The sequence below is a fragment of the Rhodovulum sp. MB263 genome, assembly GCF_002073975.1.
In the GTDB taxonomy this organism is placed as follows: domain Bacteria; phylum Pseudomonadota; class Alphaproteobacteria; order Rhodobacterales; family Rhodobacteraceae; genus Rhodovulum.
On sequence record NZ_CP020384.1, the window covers coordinates 3,057,537 to 3,082,320 of the forward strand.

Sequence of the window (24,784 nt, forward strand, 5' to 3'; positions counted from 1 at the left end):
CCCCGTATCTGCGCGCCCCGGCCCGCGGCCTATCCGTTCATCTTCGAGAGCTTCTGCTGCAGTTCCGCGAGCTGGCGCTTGATCTGCTCCAGTTCGCGCTCTTCGCCCCCCTCCCCTTCCGTGCCGGGCGCCGCACCGCCACTCCAGCCGGCCGTCATCGCTTTCAGGAAGGCTTCCTGCTGTGCCTGCATCGCACCCAGCCCCGGCATCGCCATCGGGTTGATGCGGCCGAAATTCTCCATCATCTTCGACTGGCTGTCGCGCAGCATCTCGAAGCTTGCGGCAAGGAATTGCGGCACGACACTCTGGGCCGAGGTGGTGTAACTGCGCACGAGATCGGTGAGCACGTTGATCGGCAGCACGCTCTCGCCCTTGCTCTCGTGCTCGGCGATGATCTGAAGCAGATACTGGCGCGTCAGGTCGTCACCGCTTTTGAGATCGACGATCTTCACGTCGCGGCCGGTCCGGATCACCTTGGCGATATCCTCCAGCGTCACGTAATCGCTGGTCTCCGTATTGTAGAGACGCCGGCTGGCATAGCGCTTGATAAGAAGCGGCTCTTTCGCGTCAGTCACGGACTGTACTCCTCCCCGCTGGGTTCGCCGCCGATATTGCAGCGCAGAAAGCTTAGGGCAGGAAGCTTAGGCGCAGCGGCAACAAAAAGAAAGGGCGGGTGCAAATGCACCCGCCCTTCCCGAACCGGTCCGGCAACAGGACTTCAGGATTGCCGGACAAAATATCCGGTCAGGCCTTTTCCGACGCGACGGTGGTGGCCTTCTTGGCGGTCTTGGTCGCGGTCGCGGTGGCTTTTTTCATCGCCGAGGTCGCATCCTCGGAGAAGTCCTTGCCCGCAGCCAGCATCAGCTCGACGGTCTCCATCTGGACCTTCTTCGCCACTTCCGCGAAGGCCGCCATGTTCTCGGCCGCCATCTCGGCCGAGGTCGACGCGAAGTCGGTCATGGCCTTGGTGTAATCGGTGGGCTCGTCCTTGAGCGTGGTCACCTCGCCGACCTTGGACAGGGTGTCCTTGGTCCATTTGGCGGAAATCTCGGTCGATTTCTCGGCGGCTTCCAGCGCCACCTTGGACATCTTCTCGGCAAGGGCGGCCTGGGTCCTGAAGGCGTCCTGCATCGCGGTCGGGTCCATCGAGAACGCCGACATCATGTCCTGCATCATCTTGGTAAAGTCTTGTGCGTCAGCCATGGGTCTCTCTCCTCTTACGGGTAAACTGCACCCGAACTCTGCTGTGATCCGAGACTGAATATACACGCTGCAGCGCAGCATTTCAAGATTATTTTGCTGCAGCGCAGCATTGACGGCAAGCCCCTGATATCAGTCCTCTTTACTTCCCATGACATAGGTTCCGGGGGCATCTCCAAGCAGCGGATGGCCGTCCGCCCCCGGCTCGCGGGCGGGAACCTGCCGACCCGAGCGACGCTTTAGCCAGGCATCCCAGCGCGGCCACCAAGATCCCTCGGTGAAGGCGGCATCCTCGCGCCAGGCGTCGGCGGCGAGGTCCTTCATCGGCGCGTCATTCACGTAATGGCCGTATTTCCTGCGCTCGGGCGGATTGACGATGCCCGCGATATGCCCCGATTGCGACAGGATGAAGGTCTTGCTGGTCGAGCCCATCTTGCGCACCCCTTCGTAACTCGACCTCCAGGCCGCGATATGGTCGGTCTCGCAGGCCACGGCGCAAAGCGGCAGGCGGACCTCCGAGATATGCACCCGCTCGCCGCAGATCTCGAACCCCTCGGTCGCGAACCGGTCCCCCTGGCAGAGCCCGCGCAGATATTCGACCGCCATCCGCGCCGGGAGGTTGGTCGAATCTCCGTTCCAGTAGAGCAGATCGAAGGCGGGCGGGGTTTCGCCCATCATGTAATTGCGGATCGCCGGACGGTAGATCAGGTCGTTCGAGCGCAGGAAGGAGAAGGTCCGCGACATGAAGAAACTGTCGAGAACACCCTTCCGCATCACCTCGCGCTCGATCCCGTCGACGAAATCATTGTCGAGGAAGACCCCGACCTCCCCCTGATCGGAAAAGTCGGTCAGCGTGGTGAAGAACGTGGCAGAGCGGATCGAGCTGTCGCCACGTTTCTGCATCAGCGCAAGCGTCAGCGCCAGCGTGGTGCCCGCGATGCAGTAGCCGACCGCGTTGATCTTGTCTTCGCCGGTGATCGCCTTCACCTCGGCAATGGCGGTCAGATAGCCTTCCTCGACATATTGCCCGAGGCCGACATCGGCATAGCTGGCATCGGGATTGACCCAGGACACGACGAAGACCGTGTAGCCCTGCCCGACGAGCCAGCGGATCAGGGATTTCTGCGGCGTCAGGTCGAGAATGTAGAACTTGTTGATCCAGGGCGGGAAGATCAGGATGGGCGTGGCGTGAACAGTCTCGGTCGCGGGCGCGTACTGTATCAGTTCGAGCATGCGGTTGCGGAACACCACCTTGCCCGGCGCGGTGGCCAGGTTGCGGCCGACGGCAAAGGCCTCGCGATCGGCAAGCGTGACCAGGATCTCGCCGTCATTGGCCTCGATGTCGCGCACCAGGTTCTCGAGCCCGTCGACCAGCGACTGGCCATCGGTCGCGGCCGCACGCTCGAGCGCCTCGGGATTGGTGCCGAGGAAATTCGCGGGCGACATCAGGTCGACGATCTGCTGGGTGAAATATTCCAGCCGCCTTGCATCGCGTGGATTGAGCCCGTCGATATCCCTGACCGCGCTCGAGATCGCCTCGGCGCTCATCAGGTATTGCTGCTTTATGTAGTTGAAATAGGGATGGGTCTGCCAGAGCGGATTGGAAAAGCGCGGATCCTTCGGCGTCTTGTCGGTCGGCGCCTGCAGCTTGCCGCGGGCCAGCGCCTCTTGGGCCTCGACGAAATGCTTGAGCGCCTTGCCCCAGTAGGACACCTGATGCTCGATCAGCTTGGAGGGGTTCTGCATCATCTCGGCCATGTAGGCGGCCGCCGCCTTCATGTAGAGATCATGCCCCGGCGTCTGCAGGTTCGGGTCGATGCGCCGCTTCTTCGACATCGCCGAAACCAGTCGTTCCGTCAGCTCTTCCAGCTTAACCAGATTCTCGTTCAGCCGCTCCAGATTGGTGGCCGGCGCATCATCTTTTATTGTCACGACGTTGTTTCCCCCTTAACCTTCGCAGATGCAGCATAGACGCGCGCAGCCGGCCGTTGCGGCCGGCCCCCGATATACCATCACAGATGGAGTGGCGAATGAATTTCATGACGACCTATGACCTGATGGAGACCGCGCGCAACACGAACCAGTGGTTCGGCGCCACCGCACGCGCATTGGGGTCCTATCCGGCTGTCGCCATGGTTCCCTCCCCCCTCTTCCAGATGATCGCCGCCTGGGGCGAAGTCACTGAACGCACCTTCGCCCGCATGGTGGCAAAGCCCGACTGGAACATCAACACCGTGGTGGGCGCGGACGGGCGCGACCATATCGTCTCGGTCGAGAAATGCGTGACCCGGCCCTTCGGCGATCTCATCCATTTCAAGGTACATGGCCGGCCGCAGATGCGGCGCCGGGTGATGCTGGTGGCCCCGATGTCGGGACATTATGCCACGCTGCTGCGCTCGACCGTGGCCAGCCTTCTGCCCGATTGCGACGTCTATATCACCGACTGGCACAATGCCCGCGACATCCCGGTTTCGGAGGGCAAGTTCGACATCGAGGATTACACCCTCTATCTGGTCGACTTCCTCAAGCATCTGGGCCCCGACACCCATGTCATCGCGGTCTGCCAGCCCGCGCCGCTGGCGCTGGCCGCGACCGCCTATCTGGCCGAGGAGGACCCCGCCGCCCAGCCGCGCACGCTGACCCTGATCGGCGGGCCGATCGATCCCGATGCCGCCGCCACCGACGTCACCGATTTCGGCCGGCGGGTGACCATGGGCCAGCTCGAGCAGCTGGTGATCCAGCGCGTCGGGTTCAAATATGCGGGCGTCGGACGGCTGGTCTATCCGGGCATGCTACAGCTGGCCTCGTTCATGTCGATGAACTCGGACAGGCACAGCCGCGCCTTTTCGGAACAGATCCTGCGCGCGGCCAAGGGCGATGCGGGCGATCATGACAAGCATAACCGCTTCTATGACGAATATCTCGCCGTGATGGACATGACCTCGGAATTCTACCTGACGACGGTCGACCGGGTCTTCAAGCGGCGCGAGATCGCCCGGAACGCGTTTTCGGTCAACGGTCGCAAGGTCGACATCGCCGCGATCACCGAGGTTGCGGTCAAGACCGTCGAGGGCGCCAATGACGATATCTCGGCGCCCGGCCAGTGCATCGCCGCGCTCGATCTGCTGACCGGGCTGCCTGAAAACAAGAAGGCCAGCCATCTGGAACCCGGTGCGGGCCACTACGGCATCTTCGCGGGCAAGAGCTGGCGCAACAACATCCGCCCGCTGGTGCTGCACTTCATCGACGCCAATTCCGGCGATCCGCAACCGGCGCGGGCCCATCTGAAAACGGTCTGACCGGAAGCCGCGCCCCGACAGGGCGCGGGCGCCTGCGGCGCATGGGTATTTGAACCAAGAAGAAGACCCGACGCCGGATTCTCGGGCCCGAAGCGTCAGCCGATCTCGAGGATGGCCTGCTCGATCAGGGCAAGGGCCTCGGGGCTCGAGAAGCGGTGATCGGCGCCCTTGACGAGGGTCAGCCGAAGATCCGGGGCCTCGATCCGCTCCAGCAGCCGGAGCGCGACGCGAGTCTCGACATCCTCGTCGGCCGTGCCCTGCAGAAGCCGCACCGGGAAGCCGAAGGCAAGCGGCGCGCGCAGCACGAGGTTCCGCCGGCCATCCTCGATCAGATGGCGGGTGATGACATAGGGGCTGTCGGCATAGGCCGAAGGGAGCTCGACCCGGCCGGTTTCAGTCAATTCGGCGCGCTGGGCCTCCGAGAACCCGGCCCACATGCTGTCCTCGGTGAAATCGGGCGCGGCGGCGATGCCGACAAGGCCCGCCACGCGCTCGGGCAGCGCGCGGGCCAGCAGAAGCGCGATCCAGCCGCCCATGGACGAGCCCACCAGCACCTGGCGTCCCTCGGTGAGTGCCCCGAGCGCGGCACGGGCATCGGCGGCCCAGTCGCCGATGGCGCCCTCGTCAAAGCGGCCCGAACTCTGGCCATGGCCGGAATAGTCGAACCGCAGGAAGGCGCGCCCCTGCGCCCGGGCCCAGGCTTCGAGATGGGTGGCCTTGGTGCCTTCCATGTCCGACATGAACCCGCCGAGAAAGACGATGCCGGGCCCTGCCCCCTCGGTCCGATGATAGGCCAGGTGGCGGCCTTCGGGCGTGCTCAGCATCTGCGGTTCGGTCATCGGCCCCGGTCTCCTTCTCGGATGTCGTCGATTGCCGCCGGACGCTAGGCGCGCACCGAGGTCGAGGCAAGCCCCGCCGCGTCGGCGGCTCTTGCGGGCGGCGCCGAATTGGGGTTTGCTCCGGCCATGACAGGACCCCGTTTCACCCCGCTCGTCGACAACCTGCCCGCGACCGTGCCCTTTATCGGACCCGAAACGCTGGAGCGCAGCCGTGGCCGCCCGTTCCGGGCCCGGCTCGGCGCCAATGAAAGCCTCTTCGGCCCCTCGCCGAAGGCGGTCGCCGCGATGCAGGCTGCGGTGCGCGAGGCCTGGAAATACGGCGACGCCCAGAACCACGAGCTGCGCCTGGCGCTGGCCGAGACGCATGGGGTCTCGCCAGACTGCATCATGGTCGGCGAGGGCATCGACGGGCTTCTGGGCTACCTGGTGCGGCTGCTGATTGCGCCCGGCGATCCGGTCGTGACCTCGGAGGGGGCCTATCCGACCTTCAATTACCACGTCGCGGGGTTCGGCGGCGCGCTGCACAAGGTGCCCTATCGCGACGACCACGAAGACCCGGAGGCGCTGATCGGCAAGGCCGCCGAACTGAAGGCCAAGCTGGTCTATCTGTCCAATCCCGACAACCCGATGGGCACCTGGCTTCCAGCGGGGCAGGTGCAGGAGATGATCGAGGCGGTGCCCGAGGGCACGCTGATGGTGCTGGACGAGGCCTATATCGAATTCGCCCCCGAGGGCACCGCGCCCGCCATCGACCCCGAAGATCCCCGGGTGATCCGGTTCCGGACCTTCTCGAAGGCGCATGGTCTGGCCGGGGCGCGGGTGGGCTATGCCATCGCCGCGGCGCCGCTGATCGCGGCCTTCGAAAAGGTCCGCAACCATTTCGGCATGTGCCGGATCAGTCAGGCCGGGGCGCTGGCCTCGCTGGCCGACACCGCCTGGCTGACCGAGGTCAAGGCCCAGGTCGCCGAGGGCCGCGCCATGATCGCACGGATCGCCGAGGCCAACGGGCTGAGCGCCCTGCCCTCCGCCACCAATTTCGTGACGGTCGATTGCGGCGGCGACGGCGATTTCGCCCGGAGGGTGCTGGCCGGGCTGACCGAGCGCGACGTCTTCGTGCGGATGCCGGGCGTCGCGCCGCTCGACCGCTGCATCCGGATCGCCTCGGGACCGGAAGATCAGCTGGCGGTTCTGGCCGACGAGTTGCCGAAGGCGCTGGCAGCCGCGCGGGGCTGAGCGGGGCTGAGCCGCGTTTACCCATCGCGGCCCGATTCGTGGCAGTCTGGGACCATGTCAGACCGTCCCATACGCCCTGCCGAGCCCTATATCCGCGCCTTCCTGGTGTCGGGTTTCCTCGCCTTCTTCGTGCTCCTGATCCTGGTCTGGGTCACGGCGGGCTATGGCTGGGCCCTGGGGCTTGGCGGCACGATCTGGCTGGCACTGCACCTCGGCGCACCCTGATCCGATCGCACCCCGGCTATAGCGGCCAGAGAAGCGGGATCAGCGCCGAGGACAGCAGCCCCATGGTCAGATTCAGCGGAATGCCCACCCGCAGGAAATCGGTAAAGCGATACCCGCCCGGGCCATAGACCATCATGTTGGTCTGATAGCCGATCGGCGTCGCGAAGCTGGCCGAGGCCGCGATCATCACCGCAACCACCAGCGGCCGCGGATCGACGCCCAGCGCATGGCCCAGCCCCACCGCGATCGGGGTCACCACGACCGCGACCGCATTGTTCGAGACCAGTTCGGTCAGAACCGAGGTCAGAAGATACATCGCCCAGACCACGAAGAAGGGCGGAAGCTGGCCAAGATAGGGCGCGAGCCCGTCGACGATCAGCTTGACCGCGCCCGAGGCCTCGAGTGCCGCACCGACCGCCAGCATCGCGAAGATGAGCGCCAGCAGCCGCCCCTCGACGAAGGTGAAGGCCTCTTCGGCATCGATGCAGCGGGTCGCCAGAACCAGCGCCACCGCCGCCACCGCCAGCAACAGGATCGGTGCGACGCCCAGCCCTGCCAGCGCCACGATGGCCACCAGCGCACCTATGGCGATGGGTGCCTGGGTCCGGCGATAGGCGCGGCCCGAGGGATGGGTGATATCGACCAGCCCCATATCGGCGGCCAGCCGCTTGATGTCGCCGGGCGCGCCCTCCAGCAGCAGCGTGTCGCCGACACGCACCACCAGATCGTCGAGCTGGCGCCCGATATTCTGGTTCCGGCGATGCGCAGCCAGCACATAGAGCCCGTATTTTCGCCGGAGCCGGAGCGAGCCAAGTGTCTGCCCGATCATCTTGCAACCGGGCGAGATCAGCACCTCGACCGTCGAGGTCTCGACCGCCGACAACTGGTCGACCCTCCTGAGCGACTTGTTGCGCTGGAGCGACAGGAGTTCGGTCACCTGGGTCCGCAGCACCACCCGGTCGCCGACCTGCAGCGTCACCCCCTTGAGATCGCGCCGGAGCGAGACGTCGCCCCGGATCACGTCGATCAGCCGGACGCCCTCGCGCTTGAAAAGCTGTACCCCCGTGACCTCGCGGCCGATCATGTTGCTGTCGGGCGGGATCACCGCCTCGGTGAAGAACTTCATCTTCGACTTGTCCGACAGCAGGTCGGCCATGCTGTCGCGGGCGGGCAGAAGCCGCGGCCCGAAGAGACGCAGATAGATCATGCCCCAGAGGATCAGCACCACCGCCAGCGGCGTGACCTCGAAAATCGAGAAGGGCTCGAGCCCCTGGGTCCGGGCGACACCGTCGACCAGCAGGTTGGTCGAGGTGCCGATCAGCGTCAGCGTGCCGCCGAGGATCGCGGCATAGCTGAGCGGGATCAGAAGCTTCGAGGCCGAGACCCCGAGGCTGCGCGCGAGCTGCACGAAGACCGGCAGCATCACCACCACGACCGGCGTATTCGAGACGAAGGCGGATGAAATCACCACGAAGGCCATCAGCGTGGCAATGGCCCGCCTGGGCTTTTGCCTGCCGCCGCGCTCGGCGGCATGGATCACCCAGTCAAGCGCGCCGGTCCTGACCAGAGCCCCCATCACCAGGAACATCGCGGCGATGGTCCAGGGCGCGGGGTTCGACAAGACCCGCAACGCGTCCTCATAGGGCAGGATGCCCAGCACCAGCATCACCGCGGCGCCGCAGATCGCGATCACCTCGGCCGGATAACGCTCGCGCACGAAGGCCACGAACATCGCGACCACGACCGCCAGCGCCAGCAGCGCCATGCCGGTGGGGGGGAGCGAAATCGGAATCATCGACGGCCCTTCACTGGCTTCGAGACAAATATCTGTGCCCGGCCGGGCCGCGGCAAGCCTCCCGGCCGGGTCGAAAATGGTCTGGCTGGCCGGGGCGGATCACACCTCCCGGCCGCGCGCCGTCATTGGAAAGACCGGCCCCCGGGGGGGGCCGCGGTCACGGCGCGGCCTGCTCCAGCCGTCCGCCCTGGCGGATCATGCGCACGCGCGTGGCACGGCCGGTGCGGTCGTCGGTCTCGACATAGACGCCCGACAGCGTCGCCTCGCCCATGGCGGGGGTGAAGCGGCCCTTGGACATGCCGGTAACGAAACGGCGCATCGGCTCGGCCCGGTCCATGCCGATGACCGAATTGTAATCGCCGCACATGCCGGCATCGGTCAGATAGGCGGTGCCGTCGGGCAGGATCTGGGCGTCGCCCGTCGGCACATGGGTATGGGTGCCGACGACAAGGCTGGCGCGGCCGTCGCAATAATGGCCCAGCGCCATCTTCTCGGAGGTCGCCTCGCAATGCACATCGACCACCGCAGCCTGGGCAAGCCCGCCCAGAGGATGCGCCTTCAGAACGGTCTCGATGGCCGAGAACGGGTCGTCGAAGGGCCGCTTCATGAAGACCTGGCCCAGGATCTGAGCCACCAGCACCTTGCGCCCGCCCCTGGCATTGAACAGCCGCGCGCCCTTGCCCGGCGCGCCCTTTGCGAAGTTCAGCGGCCGCAGGACACGCGGCTCTTGCTCGATGAAGCCCAGCATGTCCTTCTGGTCGAAGGCATGATCGCCGAGCGTCACGCAATCGGCCCCGGCCTCGAGCAGACCTCTGGCATGGGCGGGTGTGAGCCCCGCGCCCGAAGAGGCGTTCTCGCCATTGACCACCACGAAATCGAGGCCCCAGGCCTCGCGCAGAGCCGGAAGGCGGTCGGCCACGGCCGACCGGCCAGAGCGGCCCATCACATCTCCGAGAAACAGCAATTTCATGACCGTCACGCCTAGGACGGAGCGGCGGCGCGCGCAAGCCTCTTAGGGCAGGATGACTTCCGTCTCGGTAACGATCGCATCCAGCGGCAGATCGGTCGGCTCGGCCGGCAGATCGGACATTTCCTGTGCCGCATAGGCCAGACCGACCGCAAGAACGGGCCCACGGGCGCGCAGCATCGCAAGCGTCCGGTCGTAGAAACCGCCGCCATAGCCCAGCCGGATGCCGCGCCGGTCGAAGGCCAGAAGCGGCACGATCAGCACCTCCGGGACCATCGGTCGCGCCCCGGCCGGAACCGCCACGCCGAAGGGCCCCGCCTCCAGGACGCAGTCAGGTGCCCAGAGCCGAAAGCCGAGCGGCCGGCCCCTGCTCTCGATCACCGGCACGCCGACCGGCCCCGCAGCAGCCAGACCGGCCATTGCCGAGCGCGGATCGAGCTCGGTCCGGATCGGCAGATAGCCCGCGGCCGGACGGCCCCGATGCGGCGCCAGAAGCGTGTCGAGCCGCGAAAGCGCCGCCGCGCCGCGGTCGGGATCATGCGCCGCGGCCCGCCGCGCCTGTGCCTCGCTCCGCAGCGTGGCCTTCGCCTCGGCGATCACAAAAGCACCATCGAGGCGAGGCCGAGAAAGGCGAAAAAGCCCACGACATCGGTCACCGTTGTCACGAAGGTCCCCGAGGCCAGCGCCGGGTCGATCCCGAAACGGTCGAGCATCACCGGCACCAGAATGCCTGCCAGCGCCGCAACCCCGAGATTGATGATCATCGCCGCCGCGATCACCAGCGCCAGCGCACCCGAACCGAACCAGACAACCCCCACGATCCCCATCAGCAGGGCGAAGAGCAAACCGTTGATGACCCCCACCGCCGCCTCGCGCCGGACCACGCGCCAGACGTTCGAGACGGTGAGGTCCTTCGTGGCCAGCGCGCGGACCGCCACGGTCAGCGCCTGGGTTCCGGCATTGCCGCCCATCGAGGCGACCACGGGCATCAGCACGGCCAGCGCGACAATCTGCGTGATCGCGGCCTCGAATTGCGAGATCACCAGCGCCGACACCATCGCGGTGCAGAGATTGACCAGCAGCCAGGGCACACGCTGGCGACTGGTCTCGATCACCCGGTCGTTGAGGCTGCTGTCGCCGACCCCGGCCAGCCGCAGGATGTCTTCCTCATGTTCCTCGTCGAGCACCGCCATGGCATCGTCGATGGTGATGATCCCGACCAGGCGCCCGGCATCGTCGACCACCGGCGCCGAGATCAAGTGATACTGGTTGAAGGCATAGGCGACCTCGGATTCCTCCTGGGTCGCGGGAATGGGCCGGAAGCTTTCCTCGTAAAGCTCGCTCAGCCGGACCGAGCGACGCGAGGCCAGAAGCTTGCCGAGCGTGACATAGCCCACCGGCCGGATGCCCGGATCGACCACGATCACATGGTAGAACTGGTCGGGCAGCACATCCTTCTGGGCACGCAGGTGGTCGATGGTCTCGCCCACGGTCCAGTGTTCGGGCGCGCGCACCACCTTGCGCTGCATCAGACGACCGGCCGAATATTCCGGATAGGTCAGCGCCTGCTCGACGGCCAGCCGGTCGGCATCCTCCAGCGCATTCAGGATGACCGCCTGCTGCGGCGCATCGAGATCCTCGAGAAGATCGACCACGTCGTCGGATTCGAGCTCGCGGACGGCCTCGGACAGAACCTCCCGCGGGAGGAAGGCGATGACCTCCTCGCGCAGGCTTTCATCGAGTTCGGACAGGACCTCGCCATCGAAGAAGCCCGAGCCCAGCAGCAGGATCTCGCGCCGGTGCCCGCTGTCGACCTGTTCAAGAAGGTCGGCGATGTCGGCCGGGTGCAGCGGCTCGAGCAATTCGCCGAGACGCGCCCGGTCGCCCGCAGCCACGGCCAGGCGGATCGCGGCCACCGTCCGGTTGTCGAGACCGTAACCCTCTTCCTCGGGCTCCGTCCTGTCGATGACCTCGTCTTCCATGCACCCCTTCCCGCTGCCTCCCCGGCAGCATAACCATTGCCTGTCGCAGCCAACAAGCGCGGATGCGGCCCGCGAAGACCGGATGCGGTCCGCGCGGGCTAAAGCCCGGCCAGACGCCGCGCGATCCGGGTCTGTGCTGCAACCGCCCTGCCGAGATCATGGGTGATTATGCAGCCGTCGCGCACCACCTGCCGCCCCTCGACGAAGAGATCGCGCACCCGGCTCGGCCCCGCCAGCAGGATCGCGGCCCGGTCCCAGAGCCCGGCCGCCTCGATCCCCGACATGTCCCAGATCGCCAGATCCGCACGCTTGCCCACGGCCAGTCGGCCGCAATCGGGACGCCCCAGCACATCGGCGCCCCCCCGGGTTGCGATCTCGAGCGCCTCGCGCGCGCTCATCGCATCGGCGCCCTGCACCACCCGCTGCAACAGCATCGCCTGGCGCGCCTCACCGATCAGGCTGCCGCCGTCATTGCTGGCCGAGCCGTCGACACCAAGCCCCACCCGCACCCCGGCATCGCGCATCGCCCGCACCGGGGCGATACCGGAGCCGAGCCGGCAATTGGAACAGGGGCAATGCGCAACCCCGGTCCCCGATTGTGCGAAAAGTGAAATCTCCCGCGCATCGAGCTTCACGCAATGCGCGTGCCAGACATCGTCGCCGGTCCATCCCAGATCCTCGGCATATTGCCCCGGGCGGCAGCCGAACCGCTCCAGCGAATAAGCGATATCCTCATCGTTTTCAGCGAGATGCGTGTGAAGGCGCACCCCCTTGTCCCGCGCCAGAAGCGCCGCGTCGCGCATCAGCTCGGGGCTGACCGTGAAAGGCGAGCAGGGGGCGATGCCAACCCGGATCATGGCGCCCGGATCGGGATCGTGAAAGGCGTCGATCACCCGGATGCAATCCTCGAGGATCATCGGCTCGGCCTCGACCAGCCCGTCGGGCGGCAAGCCCCCCTTCGACTCGCCGATGCTCATGGCACCGCGGGTGGCATGAAAGCGCAGCCCCACCTCGCGCGCCGCGGCGATGGTATCGTCGAGCCGTGCACCGTTCGGGTAGAGATACTGATGATCGGAACTCATGGTGCAGCCCGACAGCGCCAGTTCGGACAGGCCGACCAGCGCCGAAACCCGGAACTCCTCGGGACCGAAGCGCGACCAGATCGGGTAAAGCGTTCTCAGCCAGCCGAACAGCAACGCGTCCTGCGCCCCCGGCACCGCCCGGGTCAGGCATTGCGACAGGTGATGATGGGTATTGACGAGCCCCGGCGTGACCAGGCAGCCCTCGGCCAGAACGATCTCGGCCCCCTCGGGCGCGAGGCCGTGGCCGATCTCGGCCACGCAGCCATCCCGCAACCGCAGGTCGGCCCCGGCCAGCTCGCGCCGGTCCTCATCCATTGTAACGATCAGCTCGGCGCCCCGGATCAGCGCATGCCCCATGGGTCAGGCCGCCGCCGACAGGATCGCCAGCGCCTCGGCATGAATGCGGGGATTGGCGGCCGCGATCACCCGGCCGCCGCCATGGGCCGGACCGCCCTGCCAGTCAGTCACGATGCCGCCCGCCGCCTCGATCACCGCGATCGGAGCCTGGATATCATAGGGATGCAACCCGGCCTCGACCACGAGATCGACATGCCCCATCGCTACCAGGGCATAGGCATAACAATCCATCCCGTAGCGCACCAGCCGTGCCTGACCGGCCAGAGCGGCGAAGGCGCGGCCCTCCTCGGGGCTGCCGACTTCGGGGAAAGTCGAAAAGACCGAGGCCTCGGACAATGGCCGCGGCGCGGCTGTGGCAAGCGCGCGACCACCATGCGGGCCGGTGAACTCGGCCCGGCCGAAACCGCCGAGGAAACGTTCTCCGATATAGGGCTGGTCGATGACGCCCAGGATCGGGCCGGTCGCATCGGCAAGCGCGATCAGAACCCCCCAGGTGGGTGCGCCGCACATGAAGGCACGGGTCCCGTCAATCGGGTCGAGCACCCAGGTCAACCCGCTCCGGGACGGAACATTGTCCATCTCCTCGCCAAGGATACCGTCCTCGGGACGGCGCTCGGCGAGAATGGCGCGCATCGCGGCCTCGCAGGCCCGGTCGCCACGGGTGACCGGGTCGAACCCCTGCCCGGCCTTGTTCTCGACCCCGAGGGTCGCACTGCGGAAATACGCCAAGGTTGCATCACGCGCGGCATCGGCCAGCGCATGGGCGGTCTCGATCAGAATTTGGGCGTCGGAATCGGTCATCCGGCCTCCGGTAAACTTGCGGACGGGGCGCGGCTGCGCCTGCCTCGGGCGCTAGCCTCGCAAAGCTCGTCCGTCAAGCACCGGGTTCAGGCCACGTCGCTCAACACGCGCGCCAGTTCGAAGAGCCGCCGCCGCTGGTTCTCGGGAATGGCATAGTAGGAGCGCACCAGTTCCAGCGCCTCCTTGTCCGACAGCAGATCGTCGGGCATGCCGCTCGTCGACTGTTCGGCGCTGCGACCATCGAGCCCTTCGAAGAAGAAGCTCACCGGGACTTCGAGCGCATCGGCGATATCCCAAAGGCGGGAGGCGCTGACCCGGTTCATGCCGGTTTCGTATTTCTGGATCTGCTGGAACTTGATCCCCACGCGCTCGGCAAGCTGTTGCTGGGTCATGCCCACCATCCAGCGGCGGTGGCGGATACGTTTGCCCACATGGACATCTACGGGGTGTTTCATCGGTGAACTCCTCTACCGCAGAACATATAGCAAGTTCTGTGCCAAACCGCCAAGCTTCCCCAAAGGGGCGACCGCATACCTAACAAATACATAAGAAGTAAAGAAATTAAAATTTGTCCACTTGGTCGACCAACGCACGAAATTGGTTAAGTGCCGCGACTCACGCTCGCCTATTGGTTGCATGTCGCGAATCTGGAAGGGTTACTTTGCATTTTGCACATAACCTTTGGACAGGTAGACTTCGCAATTTGCGAAGCCTCGGATCTCTGGTCTCGGCATCGTCCTCCCGTTAAGCTGCCGATCCTGTCAGTCTACATCATTTCACGAGGGGTCGATGCGCCTTTTCCAACTCGAGCGGATCGGCGAGCCGCCGCGCCTGACCGAAGCGCCCTGCCCGGCCCCGGCCGCCGGCGAGGTGCGGGTGCGGATCGCCGCCTGCGGGCTCAACTTCGCCGATCTGCTCACCATCGAGGGCCGCTACCAGGAACGCCCGGCCCTGCCCGCAACGCTGGGCATGGAACTGGCCGGAACCGTCGAGGCGCTGGGCGAGGGCGTCGACCCGGGGCTTGCCGGAACACGGATTGCGGTCTTCGCCGGGGCGGGCGGACTGGCCGAGGCCGGCTGCTTTCCCGCCGCACGCTGCCTGCCTTTGCCCGAGGGCATGAGCTTCGTCGAGGCCGCGGGCTTTCAGATCGCCTATGGCACATCGCATGTGGCCCTCTCGCACAAGGCGCGGCTCGCGCCGGGTGAGACGCTGCTGGTCACCGGCGCCGCAGGCGGGGTCGGGCTGACCGCGGTCGAGATCGGCAAGGCAATGGGCGCGACCGTGATCGCCTGCGCGCGCGGAGCCGACCGGCTGGAGGTCGCGCGCGCCGCGGGCGCCGACCACCTGATCGACAGCGACCGGGACGATCTGCGCGCGGCGGTCCTGGCGCTCGGCGGCGCCGATGTCGTCTATGACCCGGTCGGGGGCCCGCTTTTCGCCGCAGCGATGCGCGCCTGCAACCCCGACGGACGCCTGCTGTCCATCGGCTTCGCCTCGGGCGAGGTGCCGCAGATCAAGGCCAACCACCTGCTGGTCAAGAACCTCTCGGTGATCGGGCTTTACTGGGGCGGCTATCTCAGCTTCCGCCCCGGGATCCTGACCGACAGCCTGGCAACGCTGTTCCGCTGGCATGCCGAAGGCCGGCTTCACCCCCATGTCAGCCATGTGCTTCCGCTCGATCGCGCGGCCGAGGGGCTGGAGCTGCTGCGCCAGCGCAAGGCAACCGGCAAGGTCGTGATCGCGATGGACTGACGGACCTCCTCAGGGCGCGCGATAGGCCTGACGGATCAACTCGGCCAGCGCCCCGATCACCGGCCCGTCGGCAAGGTCGGAGACGTAAAGGTTGATCTGCGTGGTCATCAGATCCGGCAATGCGCCGCCATGCTGGATGCATTCGACATAGGGCGGCAGCGCGCCGTCGACCGAGGTATAGACCGCGAGATCGGCACTGACGCTGGCCTCGACCGTCCGGCTCGAATCGCTGTCGACGGTCATCACCCAGGGAATGCCCGCCTGGTCGAGCGCCGCCTGCACGCCCTTGCGGAAGATGCAGGTATGTTCATAGGCCAGCCGCAGCGGGCGCTGTTTCCAGGCGCTGCCGCCGATGGCGCCGACCCAGACCAGCGGCAGTTCGGTCAGCGTCTCGCCGGTCTTGCCGCAGCGGTCCTCGGTGGTCAGGATGATGTCGACATCGCCGCGCCGGAACATTTCGCGCAGCCGCATCGTGTAGGACGAGATCAGCTGCACCTTGACCCTCGGAAAGTCGCGGGCAAAGCGATTCAGCACCACCGGGATCGCCGGATAGACGATGTCATGGGGCACCCCCACCACCACCTCGCCCTCGTATTCCTGCGCCGTCAGCCGGGCATAGACGTCGTCGTTGAGACTGAGGATGCGCCGGGCATAGCTCAGCAATTGTTCGCCGGCGCCGGTCAGCTTGACCTTGCGCTCGCTGCGGTCGAGCAATTGCTGATCGAGCGCCTCCTCAAGCCGCTTGATCTGCATCGACACCGCCGATTGCGTGAGGTTGAGAAACCCCGCGGCCCGCGTCACGCCTCCGGCATCCGAGACCGCAACGAAGGAACGCAGCGCGGTCATGTCGAGATTACGCATCCCATCACAATCCTTGATTAAAGACATAACAATCATTCGTTTGAAGAATGGAACACAGTGAGGCACAAACATCAAGCAGGATGATGAGAGGATGTTTTCTCATCAGCGTTACTGAAGGGTTTCCCCATGACGCAAGTCAGCACGAATATCCGCGCGGCCCGCGACGTCGGCCGGGTCGGCCTCGCGAAGAGAATTTTCCTTGGGCTCAGCGTCATGCGCCAGCGCCGTCAATTGATCGAACTCGACGACAGGCAGCTGCGCGACATCGGCCTGACCGCCGAACAGGCGCGCGCCGAGGCCCGCCGTTCGGCCTGGGACGTGCCGCAAAGCTGGCTGCGCTGAAACTCGCGCGAAACCGCCGATCAATGGCCCGCCTTTGCCTCTTGGAGGCTTGAAATGGGCCCCGTCCCTGCCGATATACCCCGGCAATGGCGGGGCTTTCGCGCTTGACCGCTGGTATTGGACCAATGAGGAGGCTGCCAATGGCTGACTACAACACGATCCGCGCCGGAGCGGCGGGCGTTCGCACCGCGCAGATCGACGAGGGTCTTCGCGCCCATATGAACAAGGTCTACGGCACCATGTCCGTGGGCATGCTGATCACCGCTCTTGCCGCCTGGGCGATTTCCGGGCTGGCGGTGACCAGCGATCCGTCCGGCGCCGTCGCGCAGATCGGCGCCGACAAGTACCTGACCGGGCTCGGCCAGGCGCTTTATGCCTCGCCGCTGAAATGGCTGATCATGTTCGCGCCGCTGCTGTTCGTCTTCGGCTTCTCGGCGGGCATCAACCGGATGTCGGCCGCGACCGCGCAGGTGGTGTTCTATGCCTTCGCCGCGGTGATGGGCCTGTCGATCAGCTCGATCTTCCTGGTCTTTACCGGCATCTCGATCGTCCAGACCTTCCTCGTGACCGCGATCGCCTTCGCGGGGCTGTCGCTCTGGGGCTACACCACCAAGAAGGACATCTCGGGCTGGGGCTCGTTCCTGATCATGGGCGTGATCGGCCTCGTGGTGGCCTCGATCGTCAACATCTTCCTGGCCTCGCCCGCGATCATGTTCGCGGTGTCGGCCCTCGGCATCCTGATCTTCGCCGGTCTGACCGCCTATGACACCCAGCGGATCAAGACCGACTATCTTCAGCATGCCCAGGCGATGGACAGCGAGTGGCTGGGCAAGTCGGCGATCATGGGCGCGCTGAGCCTCTATCTCGACTTCATCAACCTGTTCATGTTCCTGCTGCAGTTCCTCGGCAACCGCGAGTAACCTGCCGCATCAGGACCCGATCTTTCCAGACCCGCCGGACCCAGCGTCCGGCGGGTTTTTTCATGCGCCGCAGCCACTGCGCGCGGCAAAACCAAAGGGGATTGCGCGGCGGGCAATATTAGTTGATAAAAATAGTAAGGATTGAGTCTCGAAGAAGGGAGGACGACCGATGCGACCCCTGTTCGACCGACGCGCCGGGCGCGCGCGCAGAGCCCTCGCAGAGAGGACCAGTGCCTGTCTCGCGACGCTCAGGGTCTTTGCCAGGGATTGGGATACCGCCTTTGCCGAAACAGCCGAAGGGGTGCTGTTCGACGTCTTCCGGAGCGGGTCTCAGGTCGGGGCCGTAAGGCCCTGCCTCCGAAAGCACGGGCGCGGCGTGTCTAGGTCGGCGGGTTGCAGCGATGCAAGGCCTACAGCCGACCACATCGCGGCAGAGGTTTAGGACACGCCCATCGGCTCCATCTGCGCAAGGAATCCAAGCTCTCTCAACCTCGGGCTTGGTACGTAAACTATCCCGCCCCATGCCGACTTGGGAAGCAAAAGTCCGAACCGCGCCAGCGCCGACGATACCGCCGCTATTTCGCCAGCTACAATGCCCTGCGCCTTCATCTCTGCCTCGAAACGCGGCCAGAATTTTTCATTAGGGTCGTGTTGCGGCTCCTCAATGGAAATCCTGTAGCCCAGAGCCACCGCAAAGAGCTCGTCGCGAGTCAGGTCCGACAATACACCGGCCCAGCGATGGAACTCTTCCGCATGAAGCGCATCGCGCTGCTTCAGGTCGACGATAAGCGCCGCCAAGGCCCGCAGATTGCGCCGGGCCGTCCCTTGCTCGACAGCCCTTCCGTATCTCAAGATCATCTCAACGACGGGGTCCACATCCTGTGGGACGAAGTGGACATTTCCTCTTTTGATCTCATCAAGAAGAATCCTGCTCGCCTCCTCCCTTCGCCTCTGCAATGCCTTTTCGCAAAGAGCCGAGAATGAATTGCCGCCCGGGACCCCAAGCGTCGACATCACGTCAGCAGCGACGCTTGGCCCCAATGAAGTCCATGTACCGCTCAAACCAATCCCTCCGGTCAGCAGATGCGCGGCAGCTGCTCGCCCACCAGCATGTCGACGATGCGCGCCCCGCCGAAGGCGGTGCGCATCCGGACCTGGCCGGGATGGTCGCCGGTCGCCCGGCCGACAATGACGGCGCCCCGGCCCTCGGGCCGGTCCCGCATCGCGGCAAGGGCCGCCTCGGCCTCGGCCTCGGGCACGAACAGGACAAGCGTCCCCTCATTCGCAAGGTAAAGCGGATCGAGCCCCAGGATCTCGCACATGCCCTTGACCTCGTCGCGCAAAGGCAGCGCCTCCTCCTCGATCCCGACGCCCACGCCCGCCGCCTCGGCCATCTCGTTCAGCGCCGAGGCCAGCCCGCCCCGCGTCGCATCGCGCGCGGCACGGGTCCCCGGGGCGGCCGCGATCACCGCCTCCATCAGATGGCCCAGCGCCTGACAATCAGACCGGATATCGGTCGACAGCGCCAGATCGCCCCGCGCGGCCAGGATCGTGGCACCGTGATCGCCGAGAACACCGTTGACGATGGCCACGTCCCCGGGACGGATATGCGTCGCCGCCAGATCGCGGCCGGGCGGGATCACGCCCACACCGGTCGTCGTGACGAACACCCCGTCGGCGGCGCCCCGCCCCACGACCTTGGTGTCGCCGGTCACGATCCGCACCCCCGCAGCGTCGGCCTCGGCCGCCATCGTCGCCGCGATCCGGCGCAACAGGGCAATCTCGGTGCCCTCCTCGATGATGAAGGCCGCCGACAGCCACAAGGGCCGCGCGCCCCCCACCGCCAGATCGTTGACCGTGCCGCAGATCGCGAGCTTGCCGATATCGCCGCCGGGAAACTCCAGCGGCGTCACCACGAAACCGTCAGTGGTCATCGCGAGCCGCGCGCCCGGCTCGGCCAGCGCGGCATCGGACAGCCGCGCCTGATCCTCCATCGCGTCGGGCCGGAAGGCAGAGGCGAAGACCTCGTCGATCAGATCGCGCATCGCGCGCCCGCCGCCGCCATGGGACAGCGTCACATGGGTGTCGCGCAGCCGCGCCCGGTTCGGCACATTCATTCCACGGCCTCCGAGATGCGGGCGCCGCCATATTGCCAATAGGCCGCGCAGGCCCCTTCGGAGCTGACCATCAAGGCGCCCAGCGGCATCTCGGGCGTGCAGCCGCTTCCGAATTGCGCGCAGCCAGTGGGCTTGATCCGGCCGGTCATCACCTGTCCGCAGGCACAGCCCTCGGGCTCGGCCACGACCCGCGGGCCCGCGGCATAGCCGATACCGAATGTCTCCTCGGCGTCATAGGCGCGGTATTTCGCCCGGATCCGCAACCCGGAGCGGTCGATCTCGCCCAGCCCCCGCCATTCGAAGGAGGGCCGCTTTTCATAGACATCGTCGATGGCAGCAAGGCTGACCGGGTTGCCATGCTCGGGCACCACGCGGGCATACTGGTTTTCCACCTCGGCCCGGCCATCGCGGATCTGGATCAGCACCATCAGCACCGATTGCAGCAGATCCAGGGGCTCGAAGCCCGCGACGACGATGGGCTTGCCGTAATCCCGCGCGATGAAATCGTAAGGATGGATCCCGATCACCATCGAGACATGGCCCGGTCCGACGAAACCGTCGAGCACCATATGGGGATCGTCCAGCAGTGCCCTGATCGGCTCGGGCACGGTGATGTGGTTGCAGAAGACGCTGAAATTCTCCAGCCCCTCGCGCGCGGCCTGCTGGATCGACAGCGCGGTCGAGGGCGTCGTCGTCTCGAAGCCGAGGCCGAAGAAGACGACCTTGCGCTCCGGGTTGCGGCGCGCCAGTTCCAGCGCATCGAGGGGCGAATAGACCATGCGGATATCGGCCCCCGCGGCCTTGGCCTGCATCAGCGACATCTTCGTGCCCGGCACCCGCATCGCATCGCCGAAAGTGGTGAAGATGACACCCGGGCGGCGGGCGATCTCGACGCATTCGTCGACGCGCGACATCGGCAGCACGCAGACCGGACAGCCGGGGCCATGGATGAACTCGATGCCCTCATGCACCAGCTTGTCGAGCCCGTAGCGGAAGATCGCATGGGTATGGCCGCCGCAGATCTCCATGATGTGGACGGGCCTTGCCTTCGTCGCGCCGATCTGATCGGCCAGCCCGGCGATGCGGGCCAGAACGGCACGGGCGGCCTTCGGGTCGCGGAATTCGGTCGCGTATTTCATCCCTGCCCCTCCAGCGCCTTCGCGCCCTCGGCCATGGCCTCGGCCGCCTCCTGCGCCTCGCCCAGATCCTGCAGCGCCTGAAGGGTCTTCGCGGCCTCATCGGCGTCGATCCGGGCCATGGCAAAGCCCACATGGATGAGCGCCCATTCGCCCAGGAGATCCTCGATCGGCCCCTCGAGGATGCAGGCCACATTCACCTCGCGGCGCACCCCCGACACCTCGGCCAGCGCCATCATGCGGTGCTCATCGGTCACCGCCACGATGCGGCCCGGAATTCCCAGACACATGTCAGTTCTCCTCTTCCCGGGCGACCCGGCCTGCGGGACCGGCGATCCCGTAGCGCTCGAGCTTGGCCCGCAACCCCACCCGCGACAGGCCCAGTTCGGCGGCCGCGCGGCTCTTGTTCCAGCGATGGCGGGTCAGCGTCTCGCGCAATATCCGCATCTCCATCAGTTCGACCCGGTCCTTCAACGTGCCCTCTGCGCTCAGCACGGCCTCGGCCGAGCGGTCGGCGCCCTCCTCCCCGGGCGGCGCCTGCAGGATGTGGCGCGAGATCAGGTCGGCGCCCAGCACGCCGTCGCGGGCCATCACCAGCATCCGCGCGACCTCGTTCTTCAGCTCGCGCAGATTGCCGGGCCAGTCGTAGGTTTCCAGGAATTCCAGCGCCGCCTCGTCGAGCCCATGCACCGGCTTGCCATGGGCCTGAGACAGCTCGGCCAGCTTGGCCTGGGCCAGAAGCGCGATGTCGCCGCGCCGGGCGCGGAGCGGCGGCACCGCGATCTCGCCCGCCGCCAGCGCATAATACAGATCGCCCCGGAACCGTCCCTCGGCCACCAGCGCCTTCAGATCGGCGCCCGCACCGCAGATGAGCCTGAGATTGGTCGCGACGGTCTCCTGCCCGCCGACCGGCGTGAAGGCGCCCTCGGTCAGGACCCGCAAAAGCGTCAGCTGCAGCCCTGGCGGCGCGGTCTCGATCCCGCCGAGATAGAGCGTGCCGCGATCGGCCTTCTGCATCAGCCCAATCCGGGCGACGCCCCCCGCCAGCACGCCGCGCTTCGCGCCCATCAGCTCGATCGCGGCAAGATCCTCGGGCAGACCGGCGAGGTTGAGATCGTAGAACGGCTTGTCCGAGCGGAGCGAGGCATAATGCATGGCGCGCGCCAGCTGCGCCTTGCCGGTGCCGGGCTCGCCCGTCAGCACCACCGGCAGATCGAAGCCGGCAAAGCGGCCCGCCATCTGCACCACCGCGCCCATCGGCGAATTCGCCGCGCGCAGCACGGTCTCGAAGCCCATGCCCTCGCGCAGCGCCTTTCGCCGCTTCTCGACGCGCGATTCGGCCGTGGTGGCCAGAAGCCGCATTTCGAGCGCCATCCGCGCGTTCTCGCGCGACAGCCGGAACAGCCGCGCCGCGTTCCGGGCCGCGATCAGAAGCTGGTCGGGATGCCAGGGCTTGGTCAGGATCTGGTGGATGCCCGCCTCGTTGATCGCCGCCACCATCGCCGCGCTGTCGGTATAGCCGGTCACGATCAGCCGAAGCGTCTCGGGCCAGCGCTCGCGCACCTCGGTCAGGAATTCGACGCCGCTGCGGCCGGGCATGCGCTGGTCGCAGAAGATCACCTGCACCCATTCATCCTCGAGGATCGCCAGCGCCTCCGCGGCATCGGCTGCGGTCAGCACCTCGAACTCGTCCTCCAGCGCCATCCGCATCGCCGCCAGCGAATGCGGCTCGTCATCGACGAGCAGCACCGCCGGGCGGGGGCTGGCAGGCGCCATCAGACCGCGGCCCCGGCCGCCTTTCCGGTGCATAACGCATCGAGCCAGTCGAGCCAGGCCTGCATGCCCTCGCCGGTGCGGGCCGAGACCCGCAGGATATCGATGCCCGGATTGACCCGCCTGAGATTGGCCTCGTAGAGATCGAGATCGACATCGCAATGCGGCGCCAGATCGGTCTTGTTCAGGATCGCAAGCCGGGCAACCGTGAACATGTCGGGGTATTTCAGCGGCTTGTCCTCGCCTTCCGTGACCGAGAGGATCGCCACCTTGGCATCCTCGCCCAGATCGAACCCCGCCGGACAGACCAGATTGCCCACATTCTCGATGAAGAGCAGCGCGCCGCGGGCCAGCTCGAGATGGTCCATCGCATGGCCGACCATATGGGCATCGAGATGACAGCCCTTGCCGGTATTGACCTGGATCGCCCGCGCACCGCTGGCGCGGATGCGGTCGGCATCGTTCGAGGTCTGCTGATCGCCTTCGATCACCGCCAGCGGCCGTTGGCCCAGCATCTCGATGGTGCGGCACAGAAGCGTCGTCTTGCCCGAGCCGGGCGAAGAGACCATATTGATCGCAATCGCCCCCAGCGCCCTCAGCACGCGGCGATTGCCGCTGGCGATGGCGTCGTTCTTGGACAGGATGTCCGTCTCGATCTCGATCAGCCGGGATTGCGACAGGCCCGGCACCGAGACCCCGGCCGCGCCCTCGCCGTAATGCAAATCGCCATGCTCGCCATGATGGTGGTGAGAGTGGTGGTGGTGGTGATCATGGGCGTGATCGTGGGGATGATGGTGGCCCCCATGCCCATGGGCATGGGTATGGGCATGCCCCTCTGCCTGCCCTTCCACCGTTGCGTCGCCGCAGCCGCAAACCGTACACATCACACCACCTCCATATCCTTGATCCGCATTTCGTCGCCCGCGACCGGCATCAGCTTGCCGCCGCCGCAGCGCGGACAGGGGTCGAGCCGGTTGTCGATCTCGACCTCGACCGCGCAATCGTAACACATCGCCCGGCCCGGCAGGTCGATCATCTCGAGCCGCGCGCCTTCGGCCGGGCTGCCCCGCATCACCACATCGAAGGCGAATTCCAGGGCCGGTTTCTCGACACCGGCAAAGCGTCCGATCTCCAGCCTGAGTACACGAACGGTCGCAAAGCCATGCGCCCGGGCCTGATCCTCGACGATCCCGCGAATACCCTCGCAAAGCGACATCTCATGCATCGGCGGTTTCCTCGAACTGAACGGGCATGCAGGGATCGAGAATGTCGACGACAAGCGGCGCCAGCGCGCCCCGCGCCCGCGGCAGGCTGGCCAGCGACCGCTCGAGCACGCCCCCCGGGGCCAAGAGATGATCGGTCGGCGTCCAGCGGCGGAAGGATGAGACCCGCCCCTCGCAGACCCTGGCCGAGAGCGCGCAGAGGCCCCGGGCCGTCGGCACCAGGACCGTACCGCCGGGCCGAAGTTCGGCCCCGGGCGCCAGAGCGCCGGTCAGACAGGCCTCGAGATCGACGAGCCGCGCCGCCGCGCGCCAGAGCGGACCGCGCCCGAGCCGTGCCTCGATCCCGGCCAGAAGCGGATTGTCGCGGTGGCGCAGCCAGGGCGAATTTTCCTGCGCAGCGCCGCCCGCGAGGCTCTCTGCGGTCGACTCCGGCAGATCGGCCACCGCCTCGCCCGGCCCGAAGCGCGCGGCGATCCCGGCCAGAACCGGGGCCACCCCCAGCCCCGAAGCAAGCCAGTCGCTCAGCGCCCCGGGCCCGGGGCAGCCGCCGGCCGGGCCGAAGACGGCCTCGGCCATCCGCCCCTGTGCCGGCAGCGGCGCGGGCGGAAGCCCCAGGCGCCGCGGCCAGAACACGAAGAAGCGCATCAGATGCTCGCGCAGGATCTCGTCGGCCAGCGCGGCCCGGTCGCCGGGCCGGACCGGCAAGCCCAGCGCCGCGCGCGCCCCGAGCGATTGCGCGGCGCGGCAGAGACCGAAGAGGCGCGGCAAAAGCGCTGCGGCCTCCTCGGGCCTTCGGTTCAGAAGCAACGCCTCGACCGGGACCGGGGCCGGCGACACGATCCGGGGACCGGCTGCCCCCAGGGCGATATGAAGCGCCGCC

26 protein-coding genes are annotated in these 24,784 nt (G+C 66.6%); 6 read left to right on the forward strand and 20 right to left on the reverse strand.

Features of this window, described 5'->3' with window-relative positions:
* Positions 1-29 precede the first annotated feature (29 nt).
* The 3 genes from phaR to B5V46_RS14220 all read right to left on the reverse strand — a co-directional run bounded on the left by phaR (position 30) and on the right by B5V46_RS14220 (position 3,132).
* Positions 30-575, reverse strand: a complete 546-nt coding sequence (gene phaR / locus B5V46_RS14210) for a polyhydroxyalkanoate synthesis repressor PhaR (protein WP_080617209.1) — start codon at positions 573-575, stop codon at positions 30-32.
* A gap of 169 nt (positions 576-744) precedes the next feature.
* Positions 745-1,203 (reverse strand): Phasin, encoded by a 459-nt coding sequence (locus B5V46_RS14215; protein WP_080617210.1) that lies wholly within the window; start codon positions 1,201-1,203, stop codon positions 745-747.
* A 129-nt stretch (positions 1,204-1,332) separates the two neighbouring features.
* Positions 1,333-3,132 carry an alpha/beta hydrolase gene (locus tag B5V46_RS14220; RefSeq protein ID WP_231119130.1) on the reverse strand — a complete coding sequence of 600 codons (1,800 nt, stop codon included), beginning with the start codon at positions 3,130-3,132 and terminating at the stop codon, positions 1,333-1,335.
* Positions 3,133-3,230: 98 nt separating this feature from the next.
* On the opposite strand from B5V46_RS14220, the gene phaZ reads away from it, so the two are divergent.
* Positions 3,231-4,499, forward strand: coding sequence for a polyhydroxyalkanoate depolymerase (gene phaZ / locus B5V46_RS14225; RefSeq protein ID WP_080617211.1), 1,269 nt, complete (start codon positions 3,231-3,233; stop codon positions 4,497-4,499).
* A gap of 95 nt (positions 4,500-4,594) precedes the next feature.
* Here phaZ and B5V46_RS14230 read toward each other — a convergent pair whose 3' ends face one another.
* Positions 4,595-5,338 carry a carboxylesterase gene (locus B5V46_RS14230; protein WP_080617212.1) on the reverse strand — a complete coding sequence of 248 codons (744 nt, stop codon included), beginning with the start codon at positions 5,336-5,338 and terminating at the stop codon, positions 4,595-4,597.
* 126 nt (positions 5,339-5,464) lie between these two features.
* On the opposite strand from B5V46_RS14230, the gene B5V46_RS14235 reads away from it, so the two are divergent.
* Together B5V46_RS14235 and B5V46_RS19870 are read left to right on the forward strand one after the other, a co-directional pair.
* A complete protein-coding gene (locus tag B5V46_RS14235) occupies positions 5,465-6,571 on the forward strand; it encodes a pyridoxal phosphate-dependent aminotransferase (protein ID WP_080617213.1) in 1,107 nt (368 codons plus the stop codon).
* Positions 6,572-6,625: 54 nt separating this feature from the next.
* The gene (locus B5V46_RS19870) at positions 6,626-6,796 is read left to right on the forward strand and encodes a hypothetical protein (RefSeq protein ID WP_155774065.1); all 171 of its coding nucleotides are present in this window, start codon (positions 6,626-6,628) and stop codon (positions 6,794-6,796) included.
* Positions 6,797-6,812: 16 nt separating this feature from the next.
* On the opposite strand, the gene B5V46_RS14240 is transcribed toward B5V46_RS19870, so the two are convergent.
* The 7 genes from B5V46_RS14240 to B5V46_RS14270 form a co-directional block, all read right to left on the reverse strand.
* Positions 6,813-8,561, reverse strand: a complete 1,749-nt coding sequence (locus tag B5V46_RS14240; protein ID WP_369822787.1) for an SLC13 family permease — start codon at positions 8,559-8,561, stop codon at positions 6,813-6,815.
* Between the two features lie 187 nt (positions 8,562-8,748).
* Positions 8,749-9,561 (reverse strand): TIGR00282 family metallophosphoesterase, encoded by an 813-nt coding sequence (locus B5V46_RS14245; protein WP_080617215.1) that lies wholly within the window; start codon positions 9,559-9,561, stop codon positions 8,749-8,751.
* Between the two features lie 42 nt (positions 9,562-9,603).
* On the reverse strand, positions 9,604-10,158 hold the full coding sequence (locus B5V46_RS14250) for a 5-formyltetrahydrofolate cyclo-ligase (RefSeq protein ID WP_080617216.1): 555 nt from the start codon (positions 10,156-10,158) through the stop codon (positions 9,604-9,606).
* Positions 10,155-11,540, reverse strand: coding sequence for a magnesium transporter (gene mgtE, locus B5V46_RS14255; protein WP_080617217.1), 1,386 nt, complete (start codon positions 11,538-11,540; stop codon positions 10,155-10,157). The genes B5V46_RS14250 and mgtE overlap by 4 nt, the downstream gene beginning before the upstream one ends.
* 98 nt (positions 11,541-11,638) lie before the next feature.
* A complete protein-coding gene (locus tag B5V46_RS14260; protein WP_080617218.1) occupies positions 11,639-12,979 on the reverse strand; it encodes an 8-oxoguanine deaminase in 1,341 nt (446 codons plus the stop codon).
* A 3-nt stretch (positions 12,980-12,982) separates the two neighbouring features.
* A complete protein-coding gene (hisN, locus tag B5V46_RS14265; protein ID WP_080617219.1) occupies positions 12,983-13,780 on the reverse strand; it encodes a histidinol-phosphatase in 798 nt (265 codons plus the stop codon).
* An 86-nt stretch (positions 13,781-13,866) separates the two neighbouring features.
* Positions 13,867-14,235, reverse strand: a complete 369-nt coding sequence (locus tag B5V46_RS14270) for a helix-turn-helix domain-containing protein (protein ID WP_080617220.1) — start codon at positions 14,233-14,235, stop codon at positions 13,867-13,869.
* A 334-nt stretch (positions 14,236-14,569) separates the two neighbouring features.
* On the opposite strand from B5V46_RS14270, the gene B5V46_RS14275 reads away from it, so the two are divergent.
* Complete coding sequence (locus tag B5V46_RS14275) at positions 14,570-15,532, forward strand: NADPH:quinone oxidoreductase family protein (RefSeq protein ID WP_080617221.1); 963 nt, start codon at positions 14,570-14,572, stop codon at positions 15,530-15,532.
* A 9-nt stretch (positions 15,533-15,541) separates the two neighbouring features.
* Here the strand turns inward: B5V46_RS14275 and B5V46_RS14280 are convergent, their stop codons facing one another.
* Positions 15,542-16,393, reverse strand: coding sequence for a LysR family transcriptional regulator (locus B5V46_RS14280; RefSeq protein WP_080617222.1), 852 nt, complete (start codon positions 16,391-16,393; stop codon positions 15,542-15,544).
* A gap of 126 nt (positions 16,394-16,519) precedes the next feature.
* Here B5V46_RS14280 and B5V46_RS14285 point away from each other — a divergent pair, with 126 nt between their 5' ends.
* Both B5V46_RS14285 and B5V46_RS14290 read left to right on the forward strand, forming a co-directional pair.
* Entirely contained in the window at positions 16,520-16,735 is a 216-nt protein-coding gene (locus tag B5V46_RS14285; RefSeq protein ID WP_080617223.1) for a DUF1127 domain-containing protein, read from the forward strand.
* 140 nt (positions 16,736-16,875) lie between these two features.
* A complete protein-coding gene (locus tag B5V46_RS14290) occupies positions 16,876-17,655 on the forward strand; it encodes a Bax inhibitor-1/YccA family protein (RefSeq protein WP_080617224.1) in 780 nt (259 codons plus the stop codon).
* Between the two features lie 438 nt (positions 17,656-18,093).
* On the opposite strand, the gene B5V46_RS14300 is transcribed toward B5V46_RS14290, so the two are convergent.
* From B5V46_RS14300 to B5V46_RS14335, 8 genes are all read right to left on the reverse strand, one after another.
* Positions 18,094-18,669, reverse strand: a complete 576-nt coding sequence (locus tag B5V46_RS14300) for a hypothetical protein (RefSeq protein WP_080617226.1) — start codon at positions 18,667-18,669, stop codon at positions 18,094-18,096.
* 62 nt (positions 18,670-18,731) lie between these two features.
* The gene (hypE, locus tag B5V46_RS14305; protein ID WP_080617227.1) at positions 18,732-19,772 is read right to left on the reverse strand and encodes a hydrogenase expression/formation protein HypE; all 1,041 of its coding nucleotides are present in this window, start codon (positions 19,770-19,772) and stop codon (positions 18,732-18,734) included.
* Positions 19,769-20,911, reverse strand: coding sequence for a hydrogenase formation protein HypD (gene hypD, locus B5V46_RS14310; RefSeq protein WP_080617228.1), 1,143 nt, complete (start codon positions 20,909-20,911; stop codon positions 19,769-19,771). The genes hypE and hypD overlap by 4 nt, the downstream gene beginning before the upstream one ends.
* On the reverse strand, positions 20,908-21,198 hold the full coding sequence (hypC, locus tag B5V46_RS14315; protein ID WP_080617229.1) for a HypC/HybG/HupF family hydrogenase formation chaperone: 291 nt from the start codon (positions 21,196-21,198) through the stop codon (positions 20,908-20,910). The genes hypD and hypC overlap by 4 nt, the downstream gene beginning before the upstream one ends.
* A 1-nt stretch (position 21,199) precedes the next feature.
* Positions 21,200-22,684 carry a sigma-54 dependent transcriptional regulator gene (locus B5V46_RS14320; RefSeq protein ID WP_155774067.1) on the reverse strand — a complete coding sequence of 495 codons (1,485 nt, stop codon included), beginning with the start codon at positions 22,682-22,684 and terminating at the stop codon, positions 21,200-21,202.
* Complete coding sequence (gene hypB / locus B5V46_RS14325; RefSeq protein WP_080617231.1) at positions 22,684-23,565, reverse strand: hydrogenase nickel incorporation protein HypB; 882 nt, start codon at positions 23,563-23,565, stop codon at positions 22,684-22,686. The genes B5V46_RS14320 and hypB overlap by 1 nt, the downstream gene beginning before the upstream one ends.
* A complete protein-coding gene (gene hypA, locus B5V46_RS14330; protein ID WP_080617232.1) occupies positions 23,565-23,906 on the reverse strand; it encodes a hydrogenase maturation nickel metallochaperone HypA in 342 nt (113 codons plus the stop codon). The genes hypB and hypA overlap by 1 nt, the downstream gene beginning before the upstream one ends.
* The gene (locus B5V46_RS14335) at positions 23,899-24,741 is read right to left on the reverse strand and encodes a hypothetical protein (protein WP_231119131.1); all 843 of its coding nucleotides are present in this window, start codon (positions 24,739-24,741) and stop codon (positions 23,899-23,901) included. The genes hypA and B5V46_RS14335 overlap by 8 nt, the downstream gene beginning before the upstream one ends.
* Positions 24,742-24,784 lie beyond the last annotated feature (43 nt).

Bases quoted from the DNA above. Each gene is read 5' to 3' on its own strand.
- B5V46_RS14215 (WP_080617210.1), bottom strand. From the start codon at position 1,203: ATGGCTGACGCACAAGACTTTACCAAGATGATGCAGGACATGATGTCG.
- phaZ (WP_080617211.1), top strand. From the start codon at position 3,231: ATGAATTTCATGACGACCTATGACCTGATGGAGACCGCGCGCAACACG.
- B5V46_RS14230 (WP_080617212.1), bottom strand. From the start codon at position 5,338: ATGACCGAACCGCAGATGCTGAGCACGCCCGAAGGCCGCCACCTGGCC.
- B5V46_RS14235 (WP_080617213.1), top strand. From the start codon at position 5,465: ATGACAGGACCCCGTTTCACCCCGCTCGTCGACAACCTGCCCGCGACC.
- B5V46_RS19870 (WP_155774065.1), top strand. From the start codon at position 6,626: ATGTCAGACCGTCCCATACGCCCTGCCGAGCCCTATATCCGCGCCTTC.
- B5V46_RS14240 (WP_369822787.1), bottom strand. From the start codon at position 8,561: ATGGCGCTGCTGGCGCTGGCGGTCGTGGTCGCGATGTTCGTGGCCTTC.
- B5V46_RS14245 (WP_080617215.1), bottom strand. From the start codon at position 9,561: ATGAAATTGCTGTTTCTCGGAGATGTGATGGGCCGCTCTGGCCGGTCG.
- mgtE (WP_080617217.1), bottom strand. From the start codon at position 11,540: ATGGAAGACGAGGTCATCGACAGGACGGAGCCCGAGGAAGAGGGTTAC.
- B5V46_RS14260 (WP_080617218.1), bottom strand. From the start codon at position 12,979: ATGGGGCATGCGCTGATCCGGGGCGCCGAGCTGATCGTTACAATGGAT.
- hisN (WP_080617219.1), bottom strand. From the start codon at position 13,780: ATGACCGATTCCGACGCCCAAATTCTGATCGAGACCGCCCATGCGCTG.
- B5V46_RS14270 (WP_080617220.1), bottom strand. From the start codon at position 14,235: ATGAAACACCCCGTAGATGTCCATGTGGGCAAACGTATCCGCCACCGC.
- B5V46_RS14275 (WP_080617221.1), top strand. From the start codon at position 14,570: ATGCGCCTTTTCCAACTCGAGCGGATCGGCGAGCCGCCGCGCCTGACC.
- B5V46_RS14280 (WP_080617222.1), bottom strand. From the start codon at position 16,393: ATGCGTAATCTCGACATGACCGCGCTGCGTTCCTTCGTTGCGGTCTCG.
- B5V46_RS14285 (WP_080617223.1), top strand. From the start codon at position 16,520: ATGACGCAAGTCAGCACGAATATCCGCGCGGCCCGCGACGTCGGCCGG.
- B5V46_RS14290 (WP_080617224.1), top strand. From the start codon at position 16,876: ATGGCTGACTACAACACGATCCGCGCCGGAGCGGCGGGCGTTCGCACC.
- B5V46_RS14300 (WP_080617226.1), bottom strand. From the start codon at position 18,669: ATGTCGACGCTTGGGGTCCCGGGCGGCAATTCATTCTCGGCTCTTTGC.
- hypE (WP_080617227.1), bottom strand. From the start codon at position 19,772: ATGAATGTGCCGAACCGGGCGCGGCTGCGCGACACCCATGTGACGCTG.
- hypD (WP_080617228.1), bottom strand. From the start codon at position 20,911: ATGAAATACGCGACCGAATTCCGCGACCCGAAGGCCGCCCGTGCCGTT.
- hypC (WP_080617229.1), bottom strand. From the start codon at position 21,198: ATGTGTCTGGGAATTCCGGGCCGCATCGTGGCGGTGACCGATGAGCAC.
- B5V46_RS14320 (WP_155774067.1), bottom strand. From the start codon at position 22,684: ATGGCGCCTGCCAGCCCCCGCCCGGCGGTGCTGCTCGTCGATGACGAG.
- hypB (WP_080617231.1), bottom strand. From the start codon at position 23,565: ATGTGTACGGTTTGCGGCTGCGGCGACGCAACGGTGGAAGGGCAGGCA.
- hypA (WP_080617232.1), bottom strand. From the start codon at position 23,906: ATGCATGAGATGTCGCTTTGCGAGGGTATTCGCGGGATCGTCGAGGAT.